The sequence below is a fragment of the Roseiflexus sp. genome (assembly GCF_057785375.1).
Genome location: NZ_JBYNRX010000060.1, coordinates 41,288 through 63,899 on the forward strand (window position 1 = coordinate 41,288; position 22,612 = coordinate 63,899).

A 22,612-nucleotide genomic window follows, 5' to 3' on the forward strand; every position below is an offset into this window, starting at 1 on the left:
TTCAAAACTGATCTCTGCGGACATAGCCTGCACAACACAGCCCATCTGACAACGCTTTTTACAAAATTCGATATTCGAGGGCTTAAATTGCGTCTTTGCGCCTTTGTGCGAGATTAACAGTATTGGACCCGATGCACCATTCCCAACCTGCGCAGGAATGCCTGCCACGAAGACCCTCATATCGGACAGACCCTTTTTCTATTCGGACAACCACGTTTGCACCTGTGAAGCAGTTGGCGTTGGCTTCGACAGGCTCAGCCAACGCCGGTCACGAGATTGTCTCATATCCGATTGATCTTCCTATTAGCCTGCATCATACCACAACACATCCATCTGTACAGTAAAGAGGCGTCTGCGAAGGTTCCGAGTCGCGCAACAGCAAAAGGCTGGTATCATACGCGGCGGGTGGAGTGGAGAGCGTGCGGGCGTCACCGGATGCCCCGGCTCGCACAGCGATGGAAGGAGAGATCGTATGGCGCAGTCGAAAGGCATCGGCGTGCTGACCAGCGGCGGCGATGCGCAGGGCATGAATGCCGCTCTGCGCGCGGTTGTGCGCACTGCGCTGAGTCGCAATGTGCCGGTGTATGCGATTTACGAAGGATACCGCGGCATGGTGGAGGGCGGCAATCGCATCCATCCACTCAACTGGGGCGATGTCGGCGGCATCATGCATCGCGGCGGAACGGTGATCGGAACGGCGCGCAGCCGCGAGTTTCGCACCCGTGAAGGGCGTCTCCAGGCTGCCGCCAACCTGATCGAGCGCGGGATCAACCGCCTGGTGGTGATCGGCGGCGATGGGAGCCTGACTGGCGCCGACACCTTCCGCCGCGAGTGGGCCGACCTGCTGGCGGAACTGGTCGAAACCGGCAGACTGTCGCGCGAAACGGCCGCACACTATCCCTTCCTGGCGCTGGTCGGGCTGGTTGGCTCGATCGATAACGATTTCTACGGCACCGACATGACGATCGGCGCGGATTCGGCCTTGCACCGGATCACCGCCGCGATCGATGCGCTGGTCAGCACGGCTGCCAGCCATCAGCGCACGTTCGTCGTCGAAGTCATGGGACGCCACTGCGGCTATCTGGCGCTGATGGGCGCGATCGCCGGCGGCGCCGATTATGTGCTTATTCCCGAAAATCCGCCTGAGCCGGGATGGGAAGACCGCATGTGCGCATTGCTGCGCGCCGGGCGCGCTGCCGGCCGCCGCGAGAGTATTGTGGTCGTTGCTGAAGGTGCGCGCGACCGTGAGGGGAATCCGATCGCGTCGGACTATGTGCGGCGTGTGCTGGAGGAGCGTTTAGAAGAAGACGCGCGCGCGACGATCCTGGGGCACGTCCAACGCGGCGGCACACCAAGCGCCTTCGACCGCTGGATGAGTACGCTCATCGGGTACGCCGCCGTTGAAGAATTGCTGAGCGCCACGCCTGAAGACGAACCGCAACTGATCGGCATGCGCTACAACCGCATTACGCGCCAGCCGCTTATGTATTGTGTCGAACAAACACAGCAGGTCGCCGTGGCGATTAACGCGGGCGACTACAGACGCGCGATGGAGTTGCGCGGCGGCAGTTTTACCGAGATGTTCGAGACGTTTCAGGCGCTCACCAGCGCCCTGCCGAGCGTGACGCGCCCGCGCAAGCGCCGGATTGCGCTGCTGCACGCCGGCGGACCTGCGCCCGGTATGAACACGGCGGTGCGCGCCGCTGTGCGCCTTGGTCTCGATCAGGGCCATACGATGCTGGTCGTGCGCAACGGGTTCAATGGTCTCATCGCCGGTCAGGTCAGCGAGTGCGAGTGGCAGATGGTGGACGGATGGGGACCGATGGGCGGCGCGGAGCTTGGCACCAGCCGGCACGTCCCGTCCGGCGACGACCTCGCCGCTGTCGCGCGGGCGTTGACCAGCCATAGCATCGACGGGTTGTTGATCATCGGCGGATGGAACGGCTATCAGGCAGCGCATCGCCTGTACCACGAACGTGATACGTATGAACCGTTCAACATTCCGATCATCTGCCTGCCCGCTTCGATCAACAACGACCTGCCCGGTTCGGAGTTGAGCATCGGCGCCGACACGGCGCTGAATGCGATCGTCGAGGCGCTCGACCGCATCAAGCAGTCGGCAGTGGCGGTGCGACGCACCTTCGTCGTCGAGGTGATGGGGCGCTACTGTGGCTACCTGGCGCTGATGAGCGGACTGGCATCGGGGGCGGAACGGGTCTATCTGCACGAAGAGGGCATCACCCTCGATGACCTGCGCGCCGATATTCAGGAGATGATCGCAGGGTTTCGCGCCGGAAAGCGCCTCAGTCTGGTGATTCGCAACGAATACGCCAACCCTCTCTACACCACCGATGTCATCTGCGCGCTCTTCGAGGAAGAAGGGAAGGAGTTGTTCGATGTCCGCCGCGCCGTCCTCGGCCACCTGCAACAGGGCGGCAGTCCCTCGCCGTATGACCGGATTCAGGCGACCCGCCTGGCGGCGCGTTGCATTCGTTTTCTGACCGAGGAAATGGAACGCGGCACAGCCGCTGCCGCATTCATCGGTTTTATCAACGGCAGGGTGCGGATATTCGACCTGGGTGAACTCCCCCACATGGTCGATGCCGCATACCGCCGGCCAAAGGAACAGTGGTGGCGCCAGCTGGCGCCGATTGCGCGTGCACTCGCGCAACAGAAGCACGACACGAGGGAACTATGACGCCATTCAACCTGGGAAACCTTCGCTGTGAGTACCGGGACAACCCGCTGGGGATCGATGTCGCCCGTCCGCGTCTGAGCTGGCAGATGTTCAGCGACCGACGCGGCGCGCGGCAAACGGCATACCGCATTGTGGCGGCCCCATCTGCCGATGACGTTGTGGCGGAACGCAACCTGCTCTGGGATAGCGGTCGCGTAGACTCAGACCAGTCGATCCACATCGCCTACGATGGCGGGCGACTCCGCTCGCGTCAGCGCATCTTCTGGCAGGTGCAGGTGTGGGACGAACATGGCAATGTCGCCGTCAGTCCGGTCGCCTGGTGGGAAATGGGGTTGCTGCGCCGTTCGGACTGGACGGCATCCTGGATTGGCGCATCGCTCGTCGGCGGACGCTGGACGACCATTCCGGCGCCGTTCCTGCGCCGTTCATTCACGCTAAATGCGCCGGTGGCGCAGGCGCACCTGTATATCACCGCACTGGGACTCTACGAGTGCACGATCAATGGGCAGCGCATCGGGCACGATTGCTTCACGCCGGGCTGGACCGATTATCGCCGGCGGGTGCAGTACCAGGTCTACGATGTGACTGATGCCCTGCGCGAAGGCGACAATGTGATCGGCGTCATTCTGGGAGATGGTTGGTACTGTGGACACGTGGCATGGGCGGGGCGCCAGAACTACGGCGACCGCCCGAAACTGCTGGCGCAACTCATGATCACGCACATCGACGGCAGTGCGCAGACGATCGTCAGCAATCGCTCCTGGCGTTATGCCTTTGGTCCAATTCTGGAGAGCGACATGCTGCACGGCGAGAGTTACGACGCCAGGCTCGAAATGCCTGGCTGGAACCTGTCCGGTTTCGACGACGCCTCCTGGCAACCGGTGGAACTCTTCGCCGCACCCGACATCGCTCTGGTCGCTCTGCGCGGTCCGATCGTCCGGCGACACGAGGAACTGCGCCCGATCAAGCCGCCGACCGCCTTTCAATCACACCAGGCGACGCGCTGGGTCTTCGATCTGGGGCAAAACATGGTCGGATGGATCCGGCTGCGTGTTCAGGGTCCGGCGGGAACGACCGTCACGATCCGCCATGCTGAAGCCCTCAACCCGGATGGCACAATCTACACCGCCAACCTGCGCAGTGCGCGTGCAACCGACCACTACACCCTGCATGGCGAGGGGGAAGAAATCTGGGAGCCGCGTTTCACCTTCCACGGCTTCCGGTATGTCGAACTCTCCGGCTACCCGGGCGCCCCCGACATCGACGCGGTCACCGGCATTGTCGTGCATTCCGCCACCCCGCCGACCGGCGAGTTCGAGTGCTCCGACCCGCTGATCAATCAGTTGCAGCACAACATTGTGTGGGGACAGAAAGGCAATTTTCTCGATGTGCCGACCGACTGTCCGCAGCGCGACGAGCGCCTGGGATGGACCGGCGATGCGCAGGTGTTCATTCGCACCGCAGCGTTCAATATGAATGTCGCGCCGTTCTTTACGAAATGGACCCAGGACCTGGAAGACGCACAGAGCCCCGAAGGGGCATATCCGCCGGTAGCGCCGCTGGCAGGCATCGGCGGATTGACCGACGGCGGACCGGCGTGGGCGGACGCGGGGATTATCTGTCCCTGGACGATCTATCTGTGTTATGGTGATATGCGCCTGCTCGAAACGCACTATCCCTCGATGCAACGATTTATCGAGTACCTGGAGCGGAGCAGTCGCGATTTCATCCGCTGCTATGAGGATTATCCCGGCTTCCGCGGCTTCGGCGACTGGCTGGCGCTCGATGGGAGCGGCAAAGTAGACGGCGGCACGGCGAAGGACCTGATCGGCACAGCATTCTTTGCACACTGCGCCCGGCTGATGAGTCGCATCGCCGCGATCCTCGGATATCAACGCGATGCCGTCCGCTACCGCCGGCTGTTCGAGCGCGTGCGAGAGGCGTTCATCACGCGCTACGTCACCCGCGCAGGACGTGTGGCAGGCGAAACGCAGACCGGGTACGTCCTGGCGCTGCACTTCGACCTGCTGCCGCCAGAGTTGCGTTCGGCAGCGGCGGATGCGCTGGCGCGCGACATTCTGACACGCGACACGCACCTCTCGACCGGTTTCGTAGGAACGCCATACCTGCCGCACGTGCTAACCGCCGCCGGACGCCTCGATCTTGCATATGCGCTTCTGTGCCAGCGAACCTGGCCCTCGTGGCTCTATCCGGTGACGCAGGGCGCCACAACCATCTGGGAACGCTGGGACGGCTGGACCCACGACCGGGGGTTCCAGGACCCCGGTATGAACTCGTTCAACCATTACGCCTACGGCGCCATCGGCGAATGGCTGTACGCCACCGTTGCAGGCATCGACGCGGACCCGGAACAACCGGGGTATCGTCATCTGATCCTGCGCCCGCGACCAGGGGGCGGGTTGAGGGCGGTGCGCGCGGCGCTCGAAACGATGTATGGCCGCGCCATGAGCGCCTGGCGCATCGACGACGGTCGCTTTACATGGGAGATCGTCGTGCCGCCAAACACGACAGCAACGGCATATGTTCCGGCATCGGAAGGGACGCCTGTGCGGGAAAGCGGTCGTCCAGCAGAAGAGGCGGAAGGCGTGACCTTCGCGCAGCGCGACGAAGAGACGACGGTCTACCGCCTGGCATCGGGAGCATACACATTTACGGCAGGATAGGGTGAAATATAACTGACGCATAGAAGACTAAACCCGAACAAACACGCTTGCACCTGTGGAGCGATTGGCGTTGGCTTCGACAGGCTCAGCCAACGCCGATCACGAGATTGTCTGACATCCGGTTGATCTTCCTGCTGGGTGTGTCTGAAAACTCGCCTCATGAGGTACAGTTGGGCGGGCAAAGGCGACGCCTTTGCCCACCCAATTCACTTTTTCGGATCTTCGCCTGCTTATGTTACACTTTCATCACACATTCGCCTTTGCCGGTGAACATGCTCCGCTGTACCATGCCTGGATCCAGGGAGCAATCGAGTCTGGTCTGCGCGCGGCAGTGGCAGTGCATCAGGCGGCGTAGAAAGAGAGCATGTGATGACAGGCGTCATCCGCGATTCGTCGATGTTGCTGGTGTGTGAAGCCCATGGCGTCAGCATCGATCTCGCACCGTTGCAGGGTCTCTGGACGGTCGAACAATACCTGAAACTGACCGATCATACACGTTGTCTGGCAGAATTTTCCCATGGCAACCTGGAGATGCTGCCAATGCCTACGCAGCGCCATCAGATGATTCTGGCGTTCCTGTACCGCGTGTTCTTCGCATTCCTGCAACCACGCGGCGGGCTGGTCCTCTTCGCACCGCTTCGCTTGCAGGTTGGTCCGACGACGTTCCGTGAGCCGGACCTGCTGCTCTTGCAGCGCGCTGATGATCCACGCGCACAGAACCGCTACTGGACCGGCGCCGACCTGGTGCTGGAAGTGGTGAGCGAGGACGACCCGGAACGCGACACTGTCGATAAGGTGCGAGACTATGCCAGCGCAGGGATTCCTGAGTACTGGATCGTGAACCCAATAGACGAAACGATCACAGTCCTGTCGCTGACCGATGACGCCTATGCGTCCCATGGGGTCTTTCGTCGCAGTAATCGGGCGACGTCGGCGCTGCTCGAAGGCTTCAGCGTGAACGTTGATGAGGTCTTTGATGCGTCGTGAACGGAGCATTTGCAGGAGCAATGACCTCGGACATGCCAATCCTGGCAATTGACCTGGGCACGTCTGGTCCCAAGGCGGCACTCGTGACTCACGACGGCGAGGTGCTGGCGTGGGAGTTCGAGCCGGTACAGTTGCATCTGTGGCAGGGCGGAGGCGCTGAACAAAACGCGCTTGAATGGTGGGAGGCGATTGGCGCTGCGACGCGCCGCCTGACGGCTACCACTGGCATTACCCGTGTTGCAGCGGTCGGCGCGACGGCGCAGTGGTCAGGCACGGTCGCCGTTGGCGACGATGACCTTCCGCTTACTAACGCAATCATCTGGATGGACTCGCGCGGCGCATCCGACATCCATACCCTGGTCGCCGGTCGGCCTACCGTCGCCGGATATGGCCTGGCGAAACTGGCAACCTGGATTCGACTCACCGGCGGCGCGCCTGGTCTGGCGGGAAAGGACTCGCTGGCGCACATCCTGTATCTCCGGCGGGCGCGCCCCGACGTGTACCGCTCCACGAGCATCTTTCTCGAACCAAAGGATTACATCAACCTGCGCCTCACCAGAGTGCGCGCCGCGTCGTTCGACTCGATCACTCTCCACTGGCTGACCGATAATCGCGCCATTGATCAAATCGCGTATGCGCCACAACTGCTGGCGCTGACCGGCGTCGAGCGCGCGAAATTGCCCGATCTGCGGCGCGCAACCGCCATCCTGGGTCCGCTGACCGCCAAGGCTGCCGAACATCTTGGCGTCGAGCCGGGCGCACCGGTGGCCGTCGGGTCGTCGGATGTTCATTCGGCGGCAGTGGGCGCAGGCGCGATCCGTGACTACGACGCCAACCTGTATGTCGGCACATCGTCGTGGCTCGTCTGCCATGTGCCGTTCAAGCGCACCGATCTGTTCCACAACATGGCATCGCTGCCGTCGGCAATTCCGGGAAAATACCTGCTTACCAACGAGCAGGAGTGCGCCGGCGCCTGTCTGACCTTCCTGCGCGACAATCTGTTGTTCGCGGACGATGAACTGGCAACGTCGCGCCCAGATGAGTTCTATGCTGCGCTGAACCGCATGGTAGAGCGCGAAGCGCCCGGCAGCGGCGGATTGATTTTCACCCCCTGGCTTTATGGTGAACGCACTCCGGTTGAAGATCATACGCTGCGCGGCGGATTTCACAACCTGTCGCTGACGACGACGCGAGCACAGATGGCGCGCGCTGTAATGGAAGGGGTCGCCTACAATATGCGCTGGCTGCGTGACGCGGTTCGCCGTTTTATGCGGCGCTCGCCCGGCACGATCATCATGACCGGCGGCGGTGCGCAGTCCGCCGTCTGGTGCCAGATCTTCGCCGATGTGCTTGGATGTCCCATCCATCAGGCGACGCATCCGCTCCTCGCCAATCTGCGCGGTGCAGCACTGATTGCGGCAGTGGCGATTGGATGCCAATCCTTCGGTCGCATCCGTGCACCGGTAGCTGCGACCTTCCACCCGCGCCGCCAGCACCGGCGCACTTACGACGAACTGTTTCACGCCTTTGTGCGTATCTACCGACAGAATCGACACATTTACGCACGATTGAATCGAGGGTAACATGGCTGGTTTCCGACTTTATGCGGTGCTGGAGTCGGCAGGCGTGCGCGCGACCGCTGCACTTGAGGCGGTTCTGCGGCGCATTCCGGCAGTACAGCGCCGGCTTGAAGCGCAGTACGAGACGTTGCTGGCTGAGATCGAACCGTCACTCAAGCCCTACCGCAATGAAGCGCCGGTCTACGTCCGTCTTCCCGCCGCCGGGCGCAGCCGCGATGATATTCTCGCCGAGATGCGTCGCCTGGCAGAGCGCGAAACCCCGCGCTGGCGTGAAGGGTATGTGTCGGGCGCCGTCTACCATAGCGACCCTGACCACCAGGCGTTTCTGAGCCAGGCGTATACGCTCCATGCAGCGAGTAATCCACTGCATGTCGATCTCTGGCCCAGCATTGCCAGGTATGAAGCCGAAATCGTCGCTATGACTGCGTCGATGCTCGGCGGCGAACCCGGCGTCTGCGGGACGGTCACTTCCGGCGGCACGGAGAGCATTCTGCTGGCGATGAAGACCTACCGCGACTGGGCGCGCGAGCGGCGCGGCATCCACCGTCCCGAAGTGATCGTCCCGCGCACCGCGCACGCTGCTTTCGACAAAGCCGCACACTACTTCGGCATCCGGCTCGTGCGCATCCCGGTCGACGCGCGCTTTCGCGCCGATGTTGCTGCTGCGCGGCGCGCCATGACCCGCAACACAATTGCACTGGTCGGATCGGCGCCGTCGTTCCCCCACGGCGTCATCGACCCGATTGCCGACCTGGCAGCCCTGGCAGGCGAGCGACGCGTTGGTATGCACGTTGATGCTTGCCTTGGCGGATTTGTGCTCCCATGGGCGCGTCGGCTCGGCTACCCAGTTCCGCCGTTTGACTTTAGCGTTCCTGGCGTCACCTCGCTCTCAGTGGATACCCACAAGTACGGATACGCTGCCAAGGGAACGTCGGTCATTCTCTACCGCACCGAAGCCCTGCGCCGTTTCCAGTACTATGTTGCTGCCGACTGGCCCGGCGGGTTGTATGTTTCGCCGACGATGGCAGGTAGCCGTCCTGGCGGCCTGAGCGCCGCTGCATGGGCCGCAATGGTCAGCATTGGCGAACAGGGGTATCTGGAGGCGACCCGGCGCATTCTGGAGACGGCGCAGCGCATCCGCAGCGGCATCGAGTCCATTCCAGAATTGCGCGTCCTTGGCGATCCGCTGTGGGTGATCGCGTTTGCTTCGACCCACCTCGACATTTACCGTGTGCTCGATCAGATGGCGCAGCGCGGCTGGAACCTCAACGGGCTGCACCACCCGCCAGCGATCCACATCTGCGTCACCCTGCCGCATACCCAACCCGGCATCGCCGACCGCTTCATCACCGATCTGCGCGACGCGGTCGCCGCTGTGCGCCGCGAACCGCGCGCCAAAGGCGGCATGGCGCCGGTGTATGGCATGGCAGCGTCGCTGCCATTTCGCGGCGTCGTCAGCGATCTGTTACAACGGTATCTTGATATGGTGTATCGGGTATGAGAGGTTCTGCTTCGCCCAGAATCTCCAGATTCCGCACCGCTGCATCCTGTGTCTTCGTATCTGCGAGAAAATCCGAGTAACTCTAGTCAGCAAGATAGGTCGTAGCTTTATGCTGTCCAGCATATCCATCAGAAGCGGACGCCTGTCGCTTCGTCAATGGCGCCTTCCACAGTTTCGCAGCATCTTCCGCAACCTGCTGCGCAATCATCACAATATGCCGCGTGTGGGTGATGCGCGTTCACATCCGCAACATCACTGCAAGCTCGATGGATCTTCCGTGTTCGCACCGTGATATACTACAGCTGACTGACCGGGCAGACGAGGTAAGCATGTGCCGGAGCAGAGGCGGTCAATGCGCAGGAAGCGCGCAGAGGGCTGGGACCGGACTGGAAGATGTGTGCAATGACCGTCGAGATTGTGCGCAGACCGTTCAGTGTTGATGAGTATCAACGCATGCGCGAGACAGGCATCCTGGCGGAGGATGATCGGGTCGAGTTGATCGACGGCGAGGTGCGCGTTATGAGTCCCGTGGGACCGCTTCACGCAGCAGTTGTCAAACGGCTGAACGCGCTCCTCACGAAGACTGTCGTTGACCACGCCGTGATCAGCGTGCAGGACCCCATCAGGCTCGATGGATTCAACGAACCTCAACCTGATCTTGCCGCGCTTCGTCCACGCCCGGACTACTATGCGCAGCAACACCCTGCGCCCCAGGATATCTTCTTCGTCATCGAAGTCGCCGACACATCGCGCGAGTACGACAGGCGTGAAAAACTTCCCCGCTATGCCGCTGCCGGGATCCCGGAAGCCTGGTTGATCGATGTTGTCCAGGAGACCATCGAACAGCACCTCGATCCGCAGAATGACCGATACACACGGTGCCTGACGTTTGTTCCCGGCGAGCGGATCACCTCAGCGACACTCCCAGTAGTGACGTTCGACGTTGCGGTGATCTTCGGGAGATAAAGCGCATATTCATCGGTCGGCAAACCAGAGGCAAACAGAAAGTCCCATCGTACTGATGGGACCTTCTGGCGCTGGATGCTACCGGATTGGATGTCCCGCTCCGGTGATGCGTCTGCTCAGTGCTTTGCTGCCGGTTTGGTCGGCGTGGTGTCGATGCCGAGCGCCGTGTAGAGCGGGCACACGCCGAAGATGGCAGTGATCAGCAGAATGACCGCCACAAGGGCGGCGAGCGCCTGCCAGAAGCCACTGAACAGCACAAACGTGGCAACGAGCAGTGCAATACCGAGAATCGCCCGAATGCCACGATCGATCGGACCGACATTTTGATGGAACATCGTTGTCCCTCCTTTCAGGGCATGACGTAGTTGATGATTGTTTCGCTGTATTAGACGTAGCATATGTGAAAAATGTTACAGGCGCAGGAGGGGTGAGGGGTGAGGGGTGAGGGGTGAGGGGTGAGGGGTGAGGGGTGAGGGGTGAGGGGGCTACATTCGCTCATTTCACCTTCCACTGGTCCACGTGCAATCTGCAATATCTCTCGCTGCGTGTCAGTCCCAGACGGCCTCCGGCGCGCCTGCAACCAGCGCACGTCGCGCCTGGCACGCACGCCCACCGGCGCCGGAAGAAGAGACCATACGTAACGCGGAATGTATTCCGCCCGGCGCACGTCGCGCCTGGCTCTCCCGCCTCCGGCGCGCCTGCAACCGGCAATGTTCAACGTAACACAAGAATTGCCACGAGAATGATCGCCATGACCAGAATAATAGCGTACAGCACGAGGCGTTCGACATCATACAGCGTGCTATCGCCTTTCAGGGTATTGTCGAAGCCGATGAACGCCAGTGTCCGCGGCTGGTCGCGGAAGCGGTAATCGACTTCGGTCACCGGAACGCCGCGAATGGTCAGTTCGGCGGCGATAATGCGGGTGTCGTTATCGCAACTGCGCTGAGCTTCTTCGATTGCCTCCTTGAGGGGCGCAACCTGATACCAGTGTCCTTCGCGCAGTGAGATCGGGCCATCGAAAACCTTCAACGCTTTTGCCTGAAGCGTCGGCTTGTGCAGCCCGCTGAGGTCGTCTTCGTTGAAGTAAGCGCGAGCGTGGCGCGACCAGTTGAACACCTTCTCTTCCAGCAGTTGCCCGGTTCCTTCACATCGCTCACATTCCTCATGCCCGTAGCCGCGGCAAGTCGGGCATTCTTCGGGAAGTGACTGGTTCTTCACGCTGCGGTCGGGTTCCTGCACCTTGCGCGTGCGCATGACCGTCCCTGAGCCATGACACGTCCGGCAGGGGATGCGGCCTGCACCGTTGCACTCCGGGCATCCAACTACGCGCTGTGATCCGGGAATGACAACAGGTTCAGGATTGTGCGTCTCGAACGGCGGCACATCAGGAACCGGCGTTTCCCACAAGCCGATTTCGCGTGCAGGCGCCAGTGCGCCGCCGCGGTGCACGCTGAGGCGCGCCTGCGGCGCCGTGCGCGTTTCATAAGCGACGCGCACCTCGTAGAAGTAGAGGTTGTAACTGACAATCTGCTCCGGTTCAATCAGATGACCCAACTGTGGCCGGTGCGTCCAGTTCTGGCGGCTCCAGCGATCCAGCAGGCGACGAATGGCATCGACCCGGTGCAGAGTATCGGCGCGGGTGCGGCTGCGCGCCACGAAATCGGCATCGATCATGTTTCCGAGCACGGTTTCGAGCGGGTTCTCGAGCCATTCGGCGATTGGCTCCCAGCGTGACTCCTCCATATCGACCGTTGCCGCGTCGATCTGCGGGCGCAGTGCCTGTCGCAATGCTGTGATCGCCTGACCGGCGCTACTGTACCGTTGCGACGGTTGTTCCGCCATCAAACGCTGAATAACCCGATCGGCAGCGGCAAGCGCCTCATCGCGCAGCGCCGGTGATGGCACGGCGCCGGTCGGCGGCGGCGGTTCGCCGCTGAGCATGTGGTAAATGACAGCGCCAAGGCTATAGAGATCGCCGGCAGGCGCTGGTTGGCCGGTGCGCAGCGTCTGCTCCGGCGCCGTGTATGGCGTTCGATAGTCTGTATCGTCAACACTCGACAGATCAGGCGTATCCGGCGATGCCGCGAGGCTCAGGTTGGTAAGAAACACCGTTCCCTGGGGGGTAATCAGGATGTTTGCCGGCTGCACATCGCGGTGCACCACGTTCTGGGTGTGGAGGTAATCGAGCACACTCGCCAGTTGGGTGGCGATACGCAGCGCTTCCACCGGATCGAGCGCGCCGCTCGCCAGCACTTCCTGGAGTGAGCGCGTATTGAGATACGGCGTCACCATGTAGTGCCCGATACGGTCATCATGACCGGCGTCAATGACCGGCAGCAGATTGGGATGGGTCAGATGGGCGGCGAGCCGGGCGGCTAACTGAAAGCGGCTCGATGAGATCCAGTCGGTGCGGTGCAGCACTGATACCAGCACAGGACGATCAAGCGTCAGGTGGGTGGCACGATAGATGACTGCGAGTTCGTCCTGCCCGATGCGCTGATCGAGGCGATAGTTGCGCACCTCACGGGCAGCGCCTGCCTGCGACGCCGGACCGGGCGAGTCGCTATTGCCGGAATGGGATTGTGCCCGCAGGGTTGCCATGGTATGCCTTTGGTGCGAAGACAGCGCGCGCACATGCGCTGAGTATAACGCGGTGTGAAGCGAAATGCAAACGGCTGCGCACAGATTGGTTTATGACCAGAGACCCCAGTACAGTATAGCACGCATGTTCGGAAAATGCCAGTCTACGTTGTTCGGAGTACGGGGATGATTTGTCGCAAAACGCCGTACTGCTGCGGGCTAAAGCCCTCGCTGAGAACATGAAAGCCCCTCCGGGGCTGCTGATGCCGCTGCGCAGTCATACGTCCCCGACACGCCTGCCAGTGCGCATTGACCGTTGCGCCTTGCCCAATGAACGCCCGAGCGCGGAATATGTATTCAACAACCATGATTGCCCGTGCGCGCAACGGGATGCCGTCCCGCTGCGGGCTGAAGCCCTCGCTGAGGACGCAGTTCGACCATGCTCACCGCACATGCAAGCCCCGCCGGGGCTGCGTACACGTGTAGGTTTTCCGGCAAACCACTGCGCCATATCAGTCGTTTCAGGCAGCAGAACACCGGTACAGGCGAGGCGGCGTCTTACCCCAACGCTCCCCTCTCCCACAGCGCCGGCGAGGGGCAGGGGGTGAGGGCGAACATGGGCATCGGGACGCTAGTACGGGCGAAGCGGCGCCTCGCTCTACCCGAAAGCCGCGAGGAAGAGGGACACACAGTGTCGCAATACGAACAGCCTGCCACGCATGTCAAACAATCTCCACGCATCCGTGTTTGATCGCCGGTTTATTCCTTGCTCCTGATCGTTCGCTCTTCTTCTGATGCTACGGTTGTGCTTGCACCGTCCTGCGAGGGCATTCCTCCACCTGGTGGAAGGATTAATCGAACGACGTGCTGTTGTCCGTCATCGTACAGTGGGACGCGCATGTCGCTGACCGGCTCGCCGTCAATCGTCAAGGCGTAACCATCGCTGCTGCTGCGCTCGACAATGATGTGGTAATCGCTCGAACCGCAGCGATACCGCGCTTCGTAGCCTGACCAGTCGGAGGGCAGGCAGGGGGTCAGAATCAGGTGATCACCGTGGCGCCGGATGCCCAGGACACGTTCGATGCCGAGCCGGTAGAACCATGCCGCCGAACCGGTGTACCACGTCCAGCCGCCGCGCCCCAGATGCTGCGGTGCAGCATAGATGTCAGCAGCGATAACATACGGCTCGACCGCATACACACGCCCATTCCGCTGTGCATGGTACAGCGGGTTGAGCAAACGCAGCAGTTCACCGACGCGCGCATGATCGCCAAGCAGCGTCCACGCCCAGACCACCCAGACGGCGGCGTGGGTGTATTGCCCGCCATTTTCGCGCACACCCGGGACGTATCCCTTGATGTAGCCAGGGTTGCGCGGCGTCTGATCAAAGGGCGGGGTGAACAGTTTGATGATGCCGGTTTCACGGTCAACCAGGTGCGTATCGACCGCTTCCATCGCCTGTCGCGCGCGCGCCGGGTCGGCGGTTCCGGCAATGACCGCCCACGACTGGCTCAACGAATCGATGCGGCATTCCTCGTCGCGCGACGAGCCGAGCGGCGCGCCGTCATCATAGAAAGCGCGCAGGTACCATTCGCCGTCCCAGGCATGGCGATCCAGCGCTTCACTGAGCCGGTGCGCTTCGGCGCGGTAGCGCGCCGCGCGTCCGACATCGCGCCGCTGTTCGGCAATTGGCGCAAAACGGTTCAGGATCACGATCAGGAACCAGGCGACCCAGACGCTCTCGCCGCGCCCTTCGTGTCCGACCAGATTCATGCCGTCGTTCCAGTCACCCGACCCCATGAGCGGCAATCCATGCGCTCCCATGCGCGTCAGCGCGCGATCAATGGCGCGACTACAGTGGTCGTAGATACTGCCATACTCATTCGTCGGTTCGGGGAGGTCGTAGTACTCGGCTTCGTTTTCCGCCAGCGGTCGCCCTCTGATGAAGGGCGCCACCGCGTCGAGCAACGCATAGTCGCCGGTTGTTTCGACATACTGGCACACGACAAAGGGCAGCCACAGATAGTCGTCGGAGAAGGCAGCGCGAATGCCGCGACCAAGCGGCGGGTGCCACCAGTGCTGCACATCGCCTTCCACGAACTGTCGCGCTGCAGCGCGCACAATATGTTCGCGCGCAATCGACGGCTCAATCAGCATCAACGCCATCACATCCTGCAACTGGTCGCGGAAGCCGTAGGCGCCGCCCGACTGGTAGAACGCCGAACGTCCCCAGATGCGGCAGGCGAGGGTCTGGTAGATCAACCATCCGTTGAGCAACACGTCGAGTGCCGGATCGGGAGTGCGCACCTGGAGCCTGCTCACCAGATCGCGCCAGCGGGCGACGGTTTCCGCAATTGCATCTGCTGCGACGGCAGGATCGCGGTAGCGGACGATCAGGCGCGTCGCCTCCTCCTCATTTACGCCCTGCCCCAGGATAAAGAAGAGAGCGCGTTCCTCGCCAGGCCCGAGGGTCAGTTGTGTTGAAACGACGCCGCACGGATCGAACCCGGCGCCGATGCGATGATCGAAGGCGCCGTCGTGGTCGCCTGCAAGGGCGATTGGACGCGCCAGGTCGCCATTGCGCCCGATGAACGCCGCCCGATCGCCGCAGAAGACTGCCTGTGGTTCGCTGCATGCCAGGAAGGCGACACGCCCGGCGAAATCGTGGCTGTAGGTATTGCGCGCCAGCAACGCACTCTGTTCCGGCATCGTCGAGGTCACGATGAAGAGCGCAGTCTGTTCGCGCAGCACCCCCAGCACCCACTCGACATACATCGTTGCGCTCAGGCGTCGCTCGCGGTCGGACCGGTTGCGCAGGCGCAGGCGAACGATCTTCACCGGATCGTCAGGTGCAATGCTCAGCGTTGTTTCGCTCTCGATCTCTTCGTACCGTTGCAGGAAGCGGGTGTATCCCATCCCGTGGCAGACGCGCACACGACCGGCGCCGCAGGGATGCGGCAGGGGCGACCAGAGCGCGCCGCTGGATTCATCGCGGAGATAGAGCGCCTCACCAGGCGGGTCGCTGACCGGGTCGTTCGACCAGGGGGTCAGGCGGTTCTCACGACTATTTTCCGCCCACGTATAGCCGCCGCCGCTCTCGGAGACGATGAAGCCGGCATGCGGGTTGGCGACGACATTCACCCACGGCAGCGGCGTCGGATTGTCGGGCATGACTTCGATCACATACTCACGCCCGTCGGAGGTGAACCCGCCATACTCCGTCGCCAGCGTCAGGTCTACTGGCGGCAGCAGTGCGCTGAGCGAGTCGAAGCGCGGTGCGCTGAGCGAGTCGAAGCGCGGTGCGCCATCGAAGGGGAGCGGCGTTATCGGCGGCGGAGGCGGCGCTTTATCGGGCAGGCGGCGGCGCAAATGATATGCAAGATCGCCGCGTCGGCTGTAGAGCGTGATGCGGCTGACCGTCTCGAACAGCACCTGATCGGCTTCGGGCATCACGCCGGTGCGCAGCACGAACACCCCGCCGCGCTGGTTCAGCCAGCGGCTCGACCGGCTGCTGCGGATCAGCGCCAAGACCTGCTCGTATCGCTCCTGCCGATAGTCAGCGCCGTCTTCGACCAGCAGCGCCAGTTCGATCAGCACCCCTTTCAGCCGCCAGTACTCGTGCGCCTGGATCAGGGTGCGCGCCAGCGATGTGTCGGATGTCGGCGCGATGCGCCCCACCACGATCGGATAGTCGCCCGAGACGCCATACGCCCACAACCCTGGCTGCCCCTTGCTGTTGCGCGCCAGCGCCTCGGCTGCTGCGCGGCGCGCCGGATCGGGCAGGAGCGCAAGCGACGCCAGGCGCTGGAACTGATGCGCCTGATCGGCGTTGATGCCGAGGTGCATGAGTTCGACCTGCGCCTGGGTACGCGCCATATCGAATGCGCGCATCGCAATGGCGGCATCGCGGTAGTGCACTGCCAGGCGTAGCGCATCCTCACGCGCTGCCGAGACTGCCAGCGTCATGATCACCTGCGCCTGTCCGCCAGGCACGATCCGCACCCGGCGACGCTGGCTGAAGATCGGGTCGAGCACTGCGCCAACGCTTTTGTTCAGCGGACGGTCGAGCGCTTGTGGGCGCGATGGGTCACGCCCGCGCCCGATGAACGTGAGACGGTTGGTTTCGTATTCCGCCTCTCCCAGGGCGCGTCCACGCACACCGATTGCCTGCGCCACCCACAGACGCTCATCGTTCGGTGAGCGTGCCCGGCGCGTTGCCAGCAACGCCTCGTTGTGCGGATCGAGCGTGGTTTCGACGAAGAGATTCGAGAAGACCGGATGCACAGCATCAGCCGTATCGGGTGTGAGCACAATCTCGCTGTATGTGGTGACCTCCAGTTCACGCGGCTGCGCTGTTAGGTTGACCAGCGTCAGCACGCGCACCTCGACATTGTCTTCAGGCGACACTGTGATTTCCAGGCGTGTATCGACGCCGGCGTACTGCTGGCGGAACTCGACCCGCCCCGCGCCGTAGGTGACGCGGTAATCCTCGCCGAGAATGCGCAATGGCTGGTACGTCGGCGACCATGTGGCGCCACTGCGAATGTCGCGCACATAGACGAAACTGCCGGACGCATCGCGCGTCGGGTCGGGACGCCAGCGCGTAACAGCGATGGATGTCGTCCGTTCGGGCAGGGTATAGCGGCAGCCGCCGCCGCCTGCGTTTGTCACTATCGACGTCAGGACGCCGTTCGAGAGCATATATGCGTATGGAACTGCGGTATGCGGCGTTGTGAAGTGACGTTCCAGAACGACATCGGGTGTGACCGCAATTTCGCTAACGGCGCTCTCCTGTGGCAACGGCAGTGGCCGGTCGGCAGGTATCTTCTCCTGAAGGAGCAATTCGGTTGCCTGGACAATTGGCTCGGCGTGGAAGCGCCGTTGCATCGCGTTGTCGTTCAGCACATTGTCGATTGCCAGCAGCCCCATGCCCTGATGGTGGACCATGTAGGTCTGCACGATGGCGCTCTTCACTCCAGGCGGCAGGCGTGCCGGAGTAAAGTCGATTGCCTCGTAGAAGCCATAGTTCCCAAAAGCGCCATACTCCATCAACGTGCGTAAATTGGCGGCCGCCTCGGTCGGCGCAACCTGCAACGCCAGGAGCGTCGCATAAGGCGCAACGACCAGATCATTCGCCAGACCGCTCTGCAACCCGAGACCCGGTACGCCAAACGCGCGATACTGATAGTTCATCTGCGAGTCGCGCAGGTTGAACGCCGACTCGGAAATACCCCACGGGATGCCACGTTCGGCGGCATAGGCAATCTGGCGCTCGACCGCGCCGCGGTAGGTTGCATCGAGCAGCGTTTCGGGGTAATTGCGCATGACCAGGAGCGGCATAAGATACTCGAACATCGTACCGCTCCAGGCGAGCAGGGTCGGTATCGCCACGGCAGGCGAAATCTTGCGCCCGATATAGAACCAGTGTTCCTGCGGCACTTCACCAAGCGCAATTGCGATGAAACTTGCCAGCCGCGCTTCAGAAGCGAACAGATCATAGTACGAATTATCACGCCGTCCTTCGCTCACGTTGTACCCGATGGCGAACAGGCGGCGGCGCTCATCGTACAGGAAGCGGAAATCCATCTCCGCGATCAGATCGATGCACCTATCCGACAGTTGCTCGACAGCCGCGCGGAACTCCGGGTCCTCCGGCGCGGCGAGATGTCCATCGTGAGGCATGTCGTCGAGGAGGCGGTACGCCTGACGCGCCAGCGCCTCCGCCCACTCCGCCACGCGCCCCTCGCGCGCCAGAATGATCGCCAGATCGGCAGCCTGCAGCAGGCGCGCGCGGTATCCCTCCAGGGTATCAGGCGTGGCGTCGAGCGCCTGGAGCAGCGCAACGAGCGAGGTGCGCCCTCTGGCGTCGGAAGGCAGACGCTCCTGGATCATTTCGAGAATATCGCGCAACCCCTCGATGATCCAGGGTCCATAAGGCGGACGTTCCAGGAGCGCGAGCAGCCCCTGGCGCAGTGTCAGCAGATGCCCGGCGAGATTGCCGCTATCGACGGTTGAAACATAGAGCGGCGGCAGCGGATGGAGGGTGCGCGTATCGTACCAGTTGTACAGATGTCCACGAAAACGCTCCATGCGCTGGATCGTCTCGAACACGCGCCCGACGCGCTCGACCAGGCTGCGCGCCCCCAGGTACCCGAAATCGACCGCCGCCAGGTCGGCGAGCAACTGCAAGCCGATGTTAGTCGGCGAGGTGCGTTCCGCTGCCACCGGTCGCGGCGTCTCCTGAAAGTTGTCCGGCGCGAGGAAGTGTTGTTCAGGAACGACGAAGCGGTCGAAGTACGCCCACGTCGCGCGCGCCACATGCCGCAGCATCCGGCGATCATCGTCAGAAAGCGGCGCAACGCGGCGAGGAACATACTCCTGATCGAGCCAGCGCGCGAAGAAGGGCGCCGCACCCCACGACAACGCGACCGGCAGCGTAGAGAGCCAGGAGGTGCGCAGACGCTCAGTGCGCACCACAGCCAGCGCCAGAAACACGACCGCTGAGGGACCCATGCGCTTGATCAGATAGTCGAACGAGTTGGTGAGGCGTCGCTGCGCCTGTGCAGCGGTTTCCCATTCAAGCATGCGTCGATGCGACACCCCCATGCGCCAGAGCGTGCGCGCTATTGCATCGAGGTTCAGCCACGCCTGATCGGGGAGCATAGCAACGTTCAACAGCAGTTGCAGCGCGGGCCAGCGCAGGTTCTCCGCCGCAGCAATCAGACTGACGTGCACATAGCGCCAGTTTGCCGGTGCAAGGCGTATGCTCAGGATGGCGAACGTGAGCGGCGCAAGATAATGTCCAAGCGCCAGGAGCGTCCAGACCGCCGGACGACCGGGGAGCGCAAACCAGCCGGCAATCAGCAACGCCAGCGTCGCCGGCGGCGTCAGGCTCCGCCGCAGATTATCGGCAATTTTGAACCGGCTGATCAACGGCAAGACATTTGGCGCATACCCGCCGGATGCGCGCGGCACACGCGGCAGCAACCAACCGGCGATCTGCCAGTCGCCGCGCACCCAGCGATGCTGACGCGCCGAATAGGCGGCATAGGTCGTCGGGTAACTGTCGAGCAACTCGACATCCGAGAGCAACGCCGCGCGCGCGTAGCACCCCTCGATCAGGTCATGGCTGAGGAGCGTGTTTTCCGGGAAGCGATCATGCAGCGCCTCGCGCATCGCTGCCGGATCATAGATCCCTTTCCCGGCAAAGATCCCCTCGCCAAACAGGTCCACGTAGACATCAGAGACGGCGGTGGTGTACGGATCGACGCCGACATTGCCCGACGAGATGCGCGCGAAGCGACTGCGCAGGGCGCTCGGCAGGTCAATGCTGACGCGTGGCTGAAGGATGCCGTACCCCCGCACCACTCGCCGCGTATGCGGGTCGATCACTGCCTGGTTGAGCGGATGCGCGAGTGTGCCGACCAGCGCGCGCGCGGCATCGCGCGGCAACTGCGTATCGGCGTCGAGCGTGATGACATAGCGCACCTGCGGCAGAACGCTGAGGTCGCCAATGAATGTTTCGTAGGTCGTATCCGCCGCACCGACGAGCAGGCGATTGAATTCCTCGAGTTTTCCACGTTTACGCTCCCAACCCATCCAGCATCCCTGGCGCTCATTCCAGATGCGGCGGCGGTGAAACAGGAAGAAGCGATCACTGCCGTAGCGCTCGTTCAGCGCCCTGATCCGCTCGACCGCCAGCGTCAACAACGCCTCATCTTCGGGCATGTGCGGCTGCGGCGCATCGGCGAAGTCGGTGAGCAGCGCGAAGTGCAGGTGCGGATCCTGATTGGCAAGCGCCAGCACCTCCAGCGACTCGATCTGCGTGCGGATGCTATCCGACGTCAACAGCAGCGTTGGCATCACAACCATCGTGCGCAACTCGCGGGGAATGCCGTCACGGAAGTCGAGGCGCGGCAGAACACGTGGCGGAGTCAGGCGAGTAACGACGCGGTCAACCAGTTCTTTTGCCAGCGCAAACGCGGGCAGCACCGCCGTGAGTGAGAGTGCGGCAGAAAGGATCGGCGGCGTGTCAATCCCATCGTCCTGTCCGCCGGATCGGGCGAAGCGCCAGCCCGCCGCCGTAATGGCGATCGTTCCTGCGGCGATGGCGCCCAGATAGACAGCTTCGGGATGCCGCAGCACGGCGCGGTGCACGACCTCGCCAGTCGTCAGGCGACATCCGAGCGCCGCCTCGAATGCCGTGCGCCTTTCGTCCACCAGGTAATAGCCGATATGCGTTTCCCGCAAGGAACGACCCTCTTCCTGCGCCTGTAGTGCAATCCGGATCAAACGTCGCGCAATTGCATCTTCGCTCAGACCGCTGCGCCGCGACAGACGTTCGAGTTCGTGGCGATAGCGGTCGCGGGTGGCGAAGGTGCTCCGTCCATACGCGCCTGCCGGGTCCTGGCGCAGAATCTGCTCGACCATGCTGACGCGCTCGAACCAGTCGGGCCAGTCCACTGCGTCCATCGTCCGCATACTCGTAATCGTGTTGGCAACCGACACCTGATTGGCGGACTGACGGCGCTGTTCGGCGAGAATGATTTCTTCGGCAGTATCGTACGGAAGAGAGGGCTGCTGTTCGAGCCAGACCATCAACCGGGCAATGTCGAACTCGGCCTCCTGGCTGCGCAGTTGCTGGATCAACTCGACGGCAAGCGGCAACGGCAATTGCGGATGGGCGTGTGCAAGCTGACGGAAAGCCGTATTTCCTTCGAATGAGCCGACATCTTTCTGCGCCAGGATACGCTCCGCCCATGCTGCGCCTTCGAGCCGGAGATGACGTTCGTCGAGCATGAGGCGCGCCAGGCGTCCCAGGTTCTGGATCAGGCCGACGCGCAGCATAATCGGAATTGCCCAGATTTCGCCGATCGACAAGGGCGCCACCGCCTCATACGCCAGCACGAAGCGCGTCAACTGTTCGAGATCGATACGCCCGTCCGTATGCTCGACCAGTTCGAGCGCCATGGCGTAGACGCGCGGCCTGCCGTTGTGAGGCCCCCCCTTCAGTTTCGGAAGTTCGTGATAATAGCCGCCTGGCAGGTCCTGCCGGATCTCGCGGATCTGTCCAACAATCACGTGATAGTTATCGACCAGCCAGGCAGCAGCTGGCGTGAGCGGCTGGCGTTGCGCAGCGTCTGCGGCAAGCGTCTGATACGCCAGTTGCAGCAGGCGATGATTGCGATCCACCGACGCCAGCAGCGCCCCCGCCTTCCCGGGCTGCATCACAATCGTGTGTTCAGCAGCAAGCGTGCGCGCCCGTTCCTCAAGTTGTTCCGTTGTCAGGATCACCCCGCGAATCGGGCGATCCGACAGCGGCGGACGCTGACGCAATCGTGGCAAAGATTGTTGTACAGTAGTCGCAACTGATGCGAATCGACGGACAAGATCACGAGCGAACACGGCAGGATTCATGGAAACACCCTGATAACAATACTCAATCGCGCCCTGACGAGGGCGCTCGAACGAAAGCGTGGAAACACGGAGAATGCCCGGAGAACCGGCGCACAGGTGCGCACATCATTGGGCGCTAGTTGTCGGGTGGCAGCGACAGCAAATACCACCCGCTCGCAGTCCGCCTGGTTTTTGCAGATGTGAACCACCGACAAAG

10 protein-coding genes are annotated in these 22,612 nt (G+C 62.4%); 7 read left to right on the forward strand and 3 right to left on the reverse strand.

Annotated elements, in window-relative coordinates; translation table 11 throughout:
• Positions 1–472: 472 nt before the first annotated feature.
• The 7 genes from AC3EA7_RS10970 to AC3EA7_RS11000 all read left to right on the forward strand — a co-directional run bounded on the left by AC3EA7_RS10970 (position 473) and on the right by AC3EA7_RS11000 (position 10,416).
• Entirely contained in the window at positions 473–2,698 is a 2,226-nt protein-coding gene (locus AC3EA7_RS10970) for a 6-phosphofructokinase (RefSeq protein WP_488614093.1), read from the forward strand.
• On the forward strand, positions 2,695–5,382 hold the full coding sequence (locus AC3EA7_RS10975) for a family 78 glycoside hydrolase catalytic domain (RefSeq protein WP_488614094.1): 2,688 nt from the start codon (positions 2,695–2,697) through the stop codon (positions 5,380–5,382). The genes AC3EA7_RS10970 and AC3EA7_RS10975 overlap by 4 nt, the downstream gene beginning before the upstream one ends.
• A 232-nt stretch (positions 5,383–5,614) precedes the next feature.
• A complete protein-coding gene (locus AC3EA7_RS10980) occupies positions 5,615–5,737 on the forward strand; it encodes an FAD-dependent oxidoreductase (RefSeq protein ID WP_488614095.1) in 123 nt (40 codons plus the stop codon).
• Positions 5,738–5,751: 14 nt separating this feature from the next.
• Positions 5,752–6,369, forward strand: coding sequence for a Uma2 family endonuclease (locus tag AC3EA7_RS10985; RefSeq protein WP_488614096.1), 618 nt, complete (start codon positions 5,752–5,754; stop codon positions 6,367–6,369).
• Positions 6,370–6,389: 20 nt separating this feature from the next.
• Complete coding sequence (locus AC3EA7_RS10990) at positions 6,390–7,952, forward strand: xylulokinase (RefSeq protein ID WP_488614097.1); 1,563 nt, start codon at positions 6,390–6,392, stop codon at positions 7,950–7,952.
• Between the two features lies 1 nt (position 7,953).
• Entirely contained in the window at positions 7,954–9,450 is a 1,497-nt protein-coding gene (locus tag AC3EA7_RS10995) for a pyridoxal phosphate-dependent decarboxylase family protein (RefSeq protein WP_488614098.1), read from the forward strand.
• 402 nt (positions 9,451–9,852) lie between these two features.
• Positions 9,853–10,416, forward strand: coding sequence for a Uma2 family endonuclease (locus AC3EA7_RS11000; RefSeq protein WP_488614099.1), 564 nt, complete (start codon positions 9,853–9,855; stop codon positions 10,414–10,416).
• A 116-nt stretch (positions 10,417–10,532) separates the two neighbouring features.
• On the opposite strand, the gene AC3EA7_RS11005 is transcribed toward AC3EA7_RS11000, so the two are convergent.
• The 3 genes from AC3EA7_RS11005 to AC3EA7_RS11015 form a co-directional block, all read right to left on the reverse strand.
• Complete coding sequence (locus AC3EA7_RS11005; protein WP_488614100.1) at positions 10,533–10,751, reverse strand: YgaP family membrane protein; 219 nt, start codon at positions 10,749–10,751, stop codon at positions 10,533–10,535.
• Between the two features lie 379 nt (positions 10,752–11,130).
• A complete protein-coding gene (locus tag AC3EA7_RS11010; RefSeq protein ID WP_488614101.1) occupies positions 11,131–13,020 on the reverse strand; it encodes a protein kinase domain-containing protein in 1,890 nt (629 codons plus the stop codon).
• 738 nt (positions 13,021–13,758) lie between these two features.
• Complete coding sequence (locus AC3EA7_RS11015) at positions 13,759–22,344, reverse strand: glycoside hydrolase family 94 protein (protein ID WP_488614102.1); 8,586 nt, start codon at positions 22,342–22,344, stop codon at positions 13,759–13,761.
• Positions 22,345–22,612 lie beyond the last annotated feature (268 nt).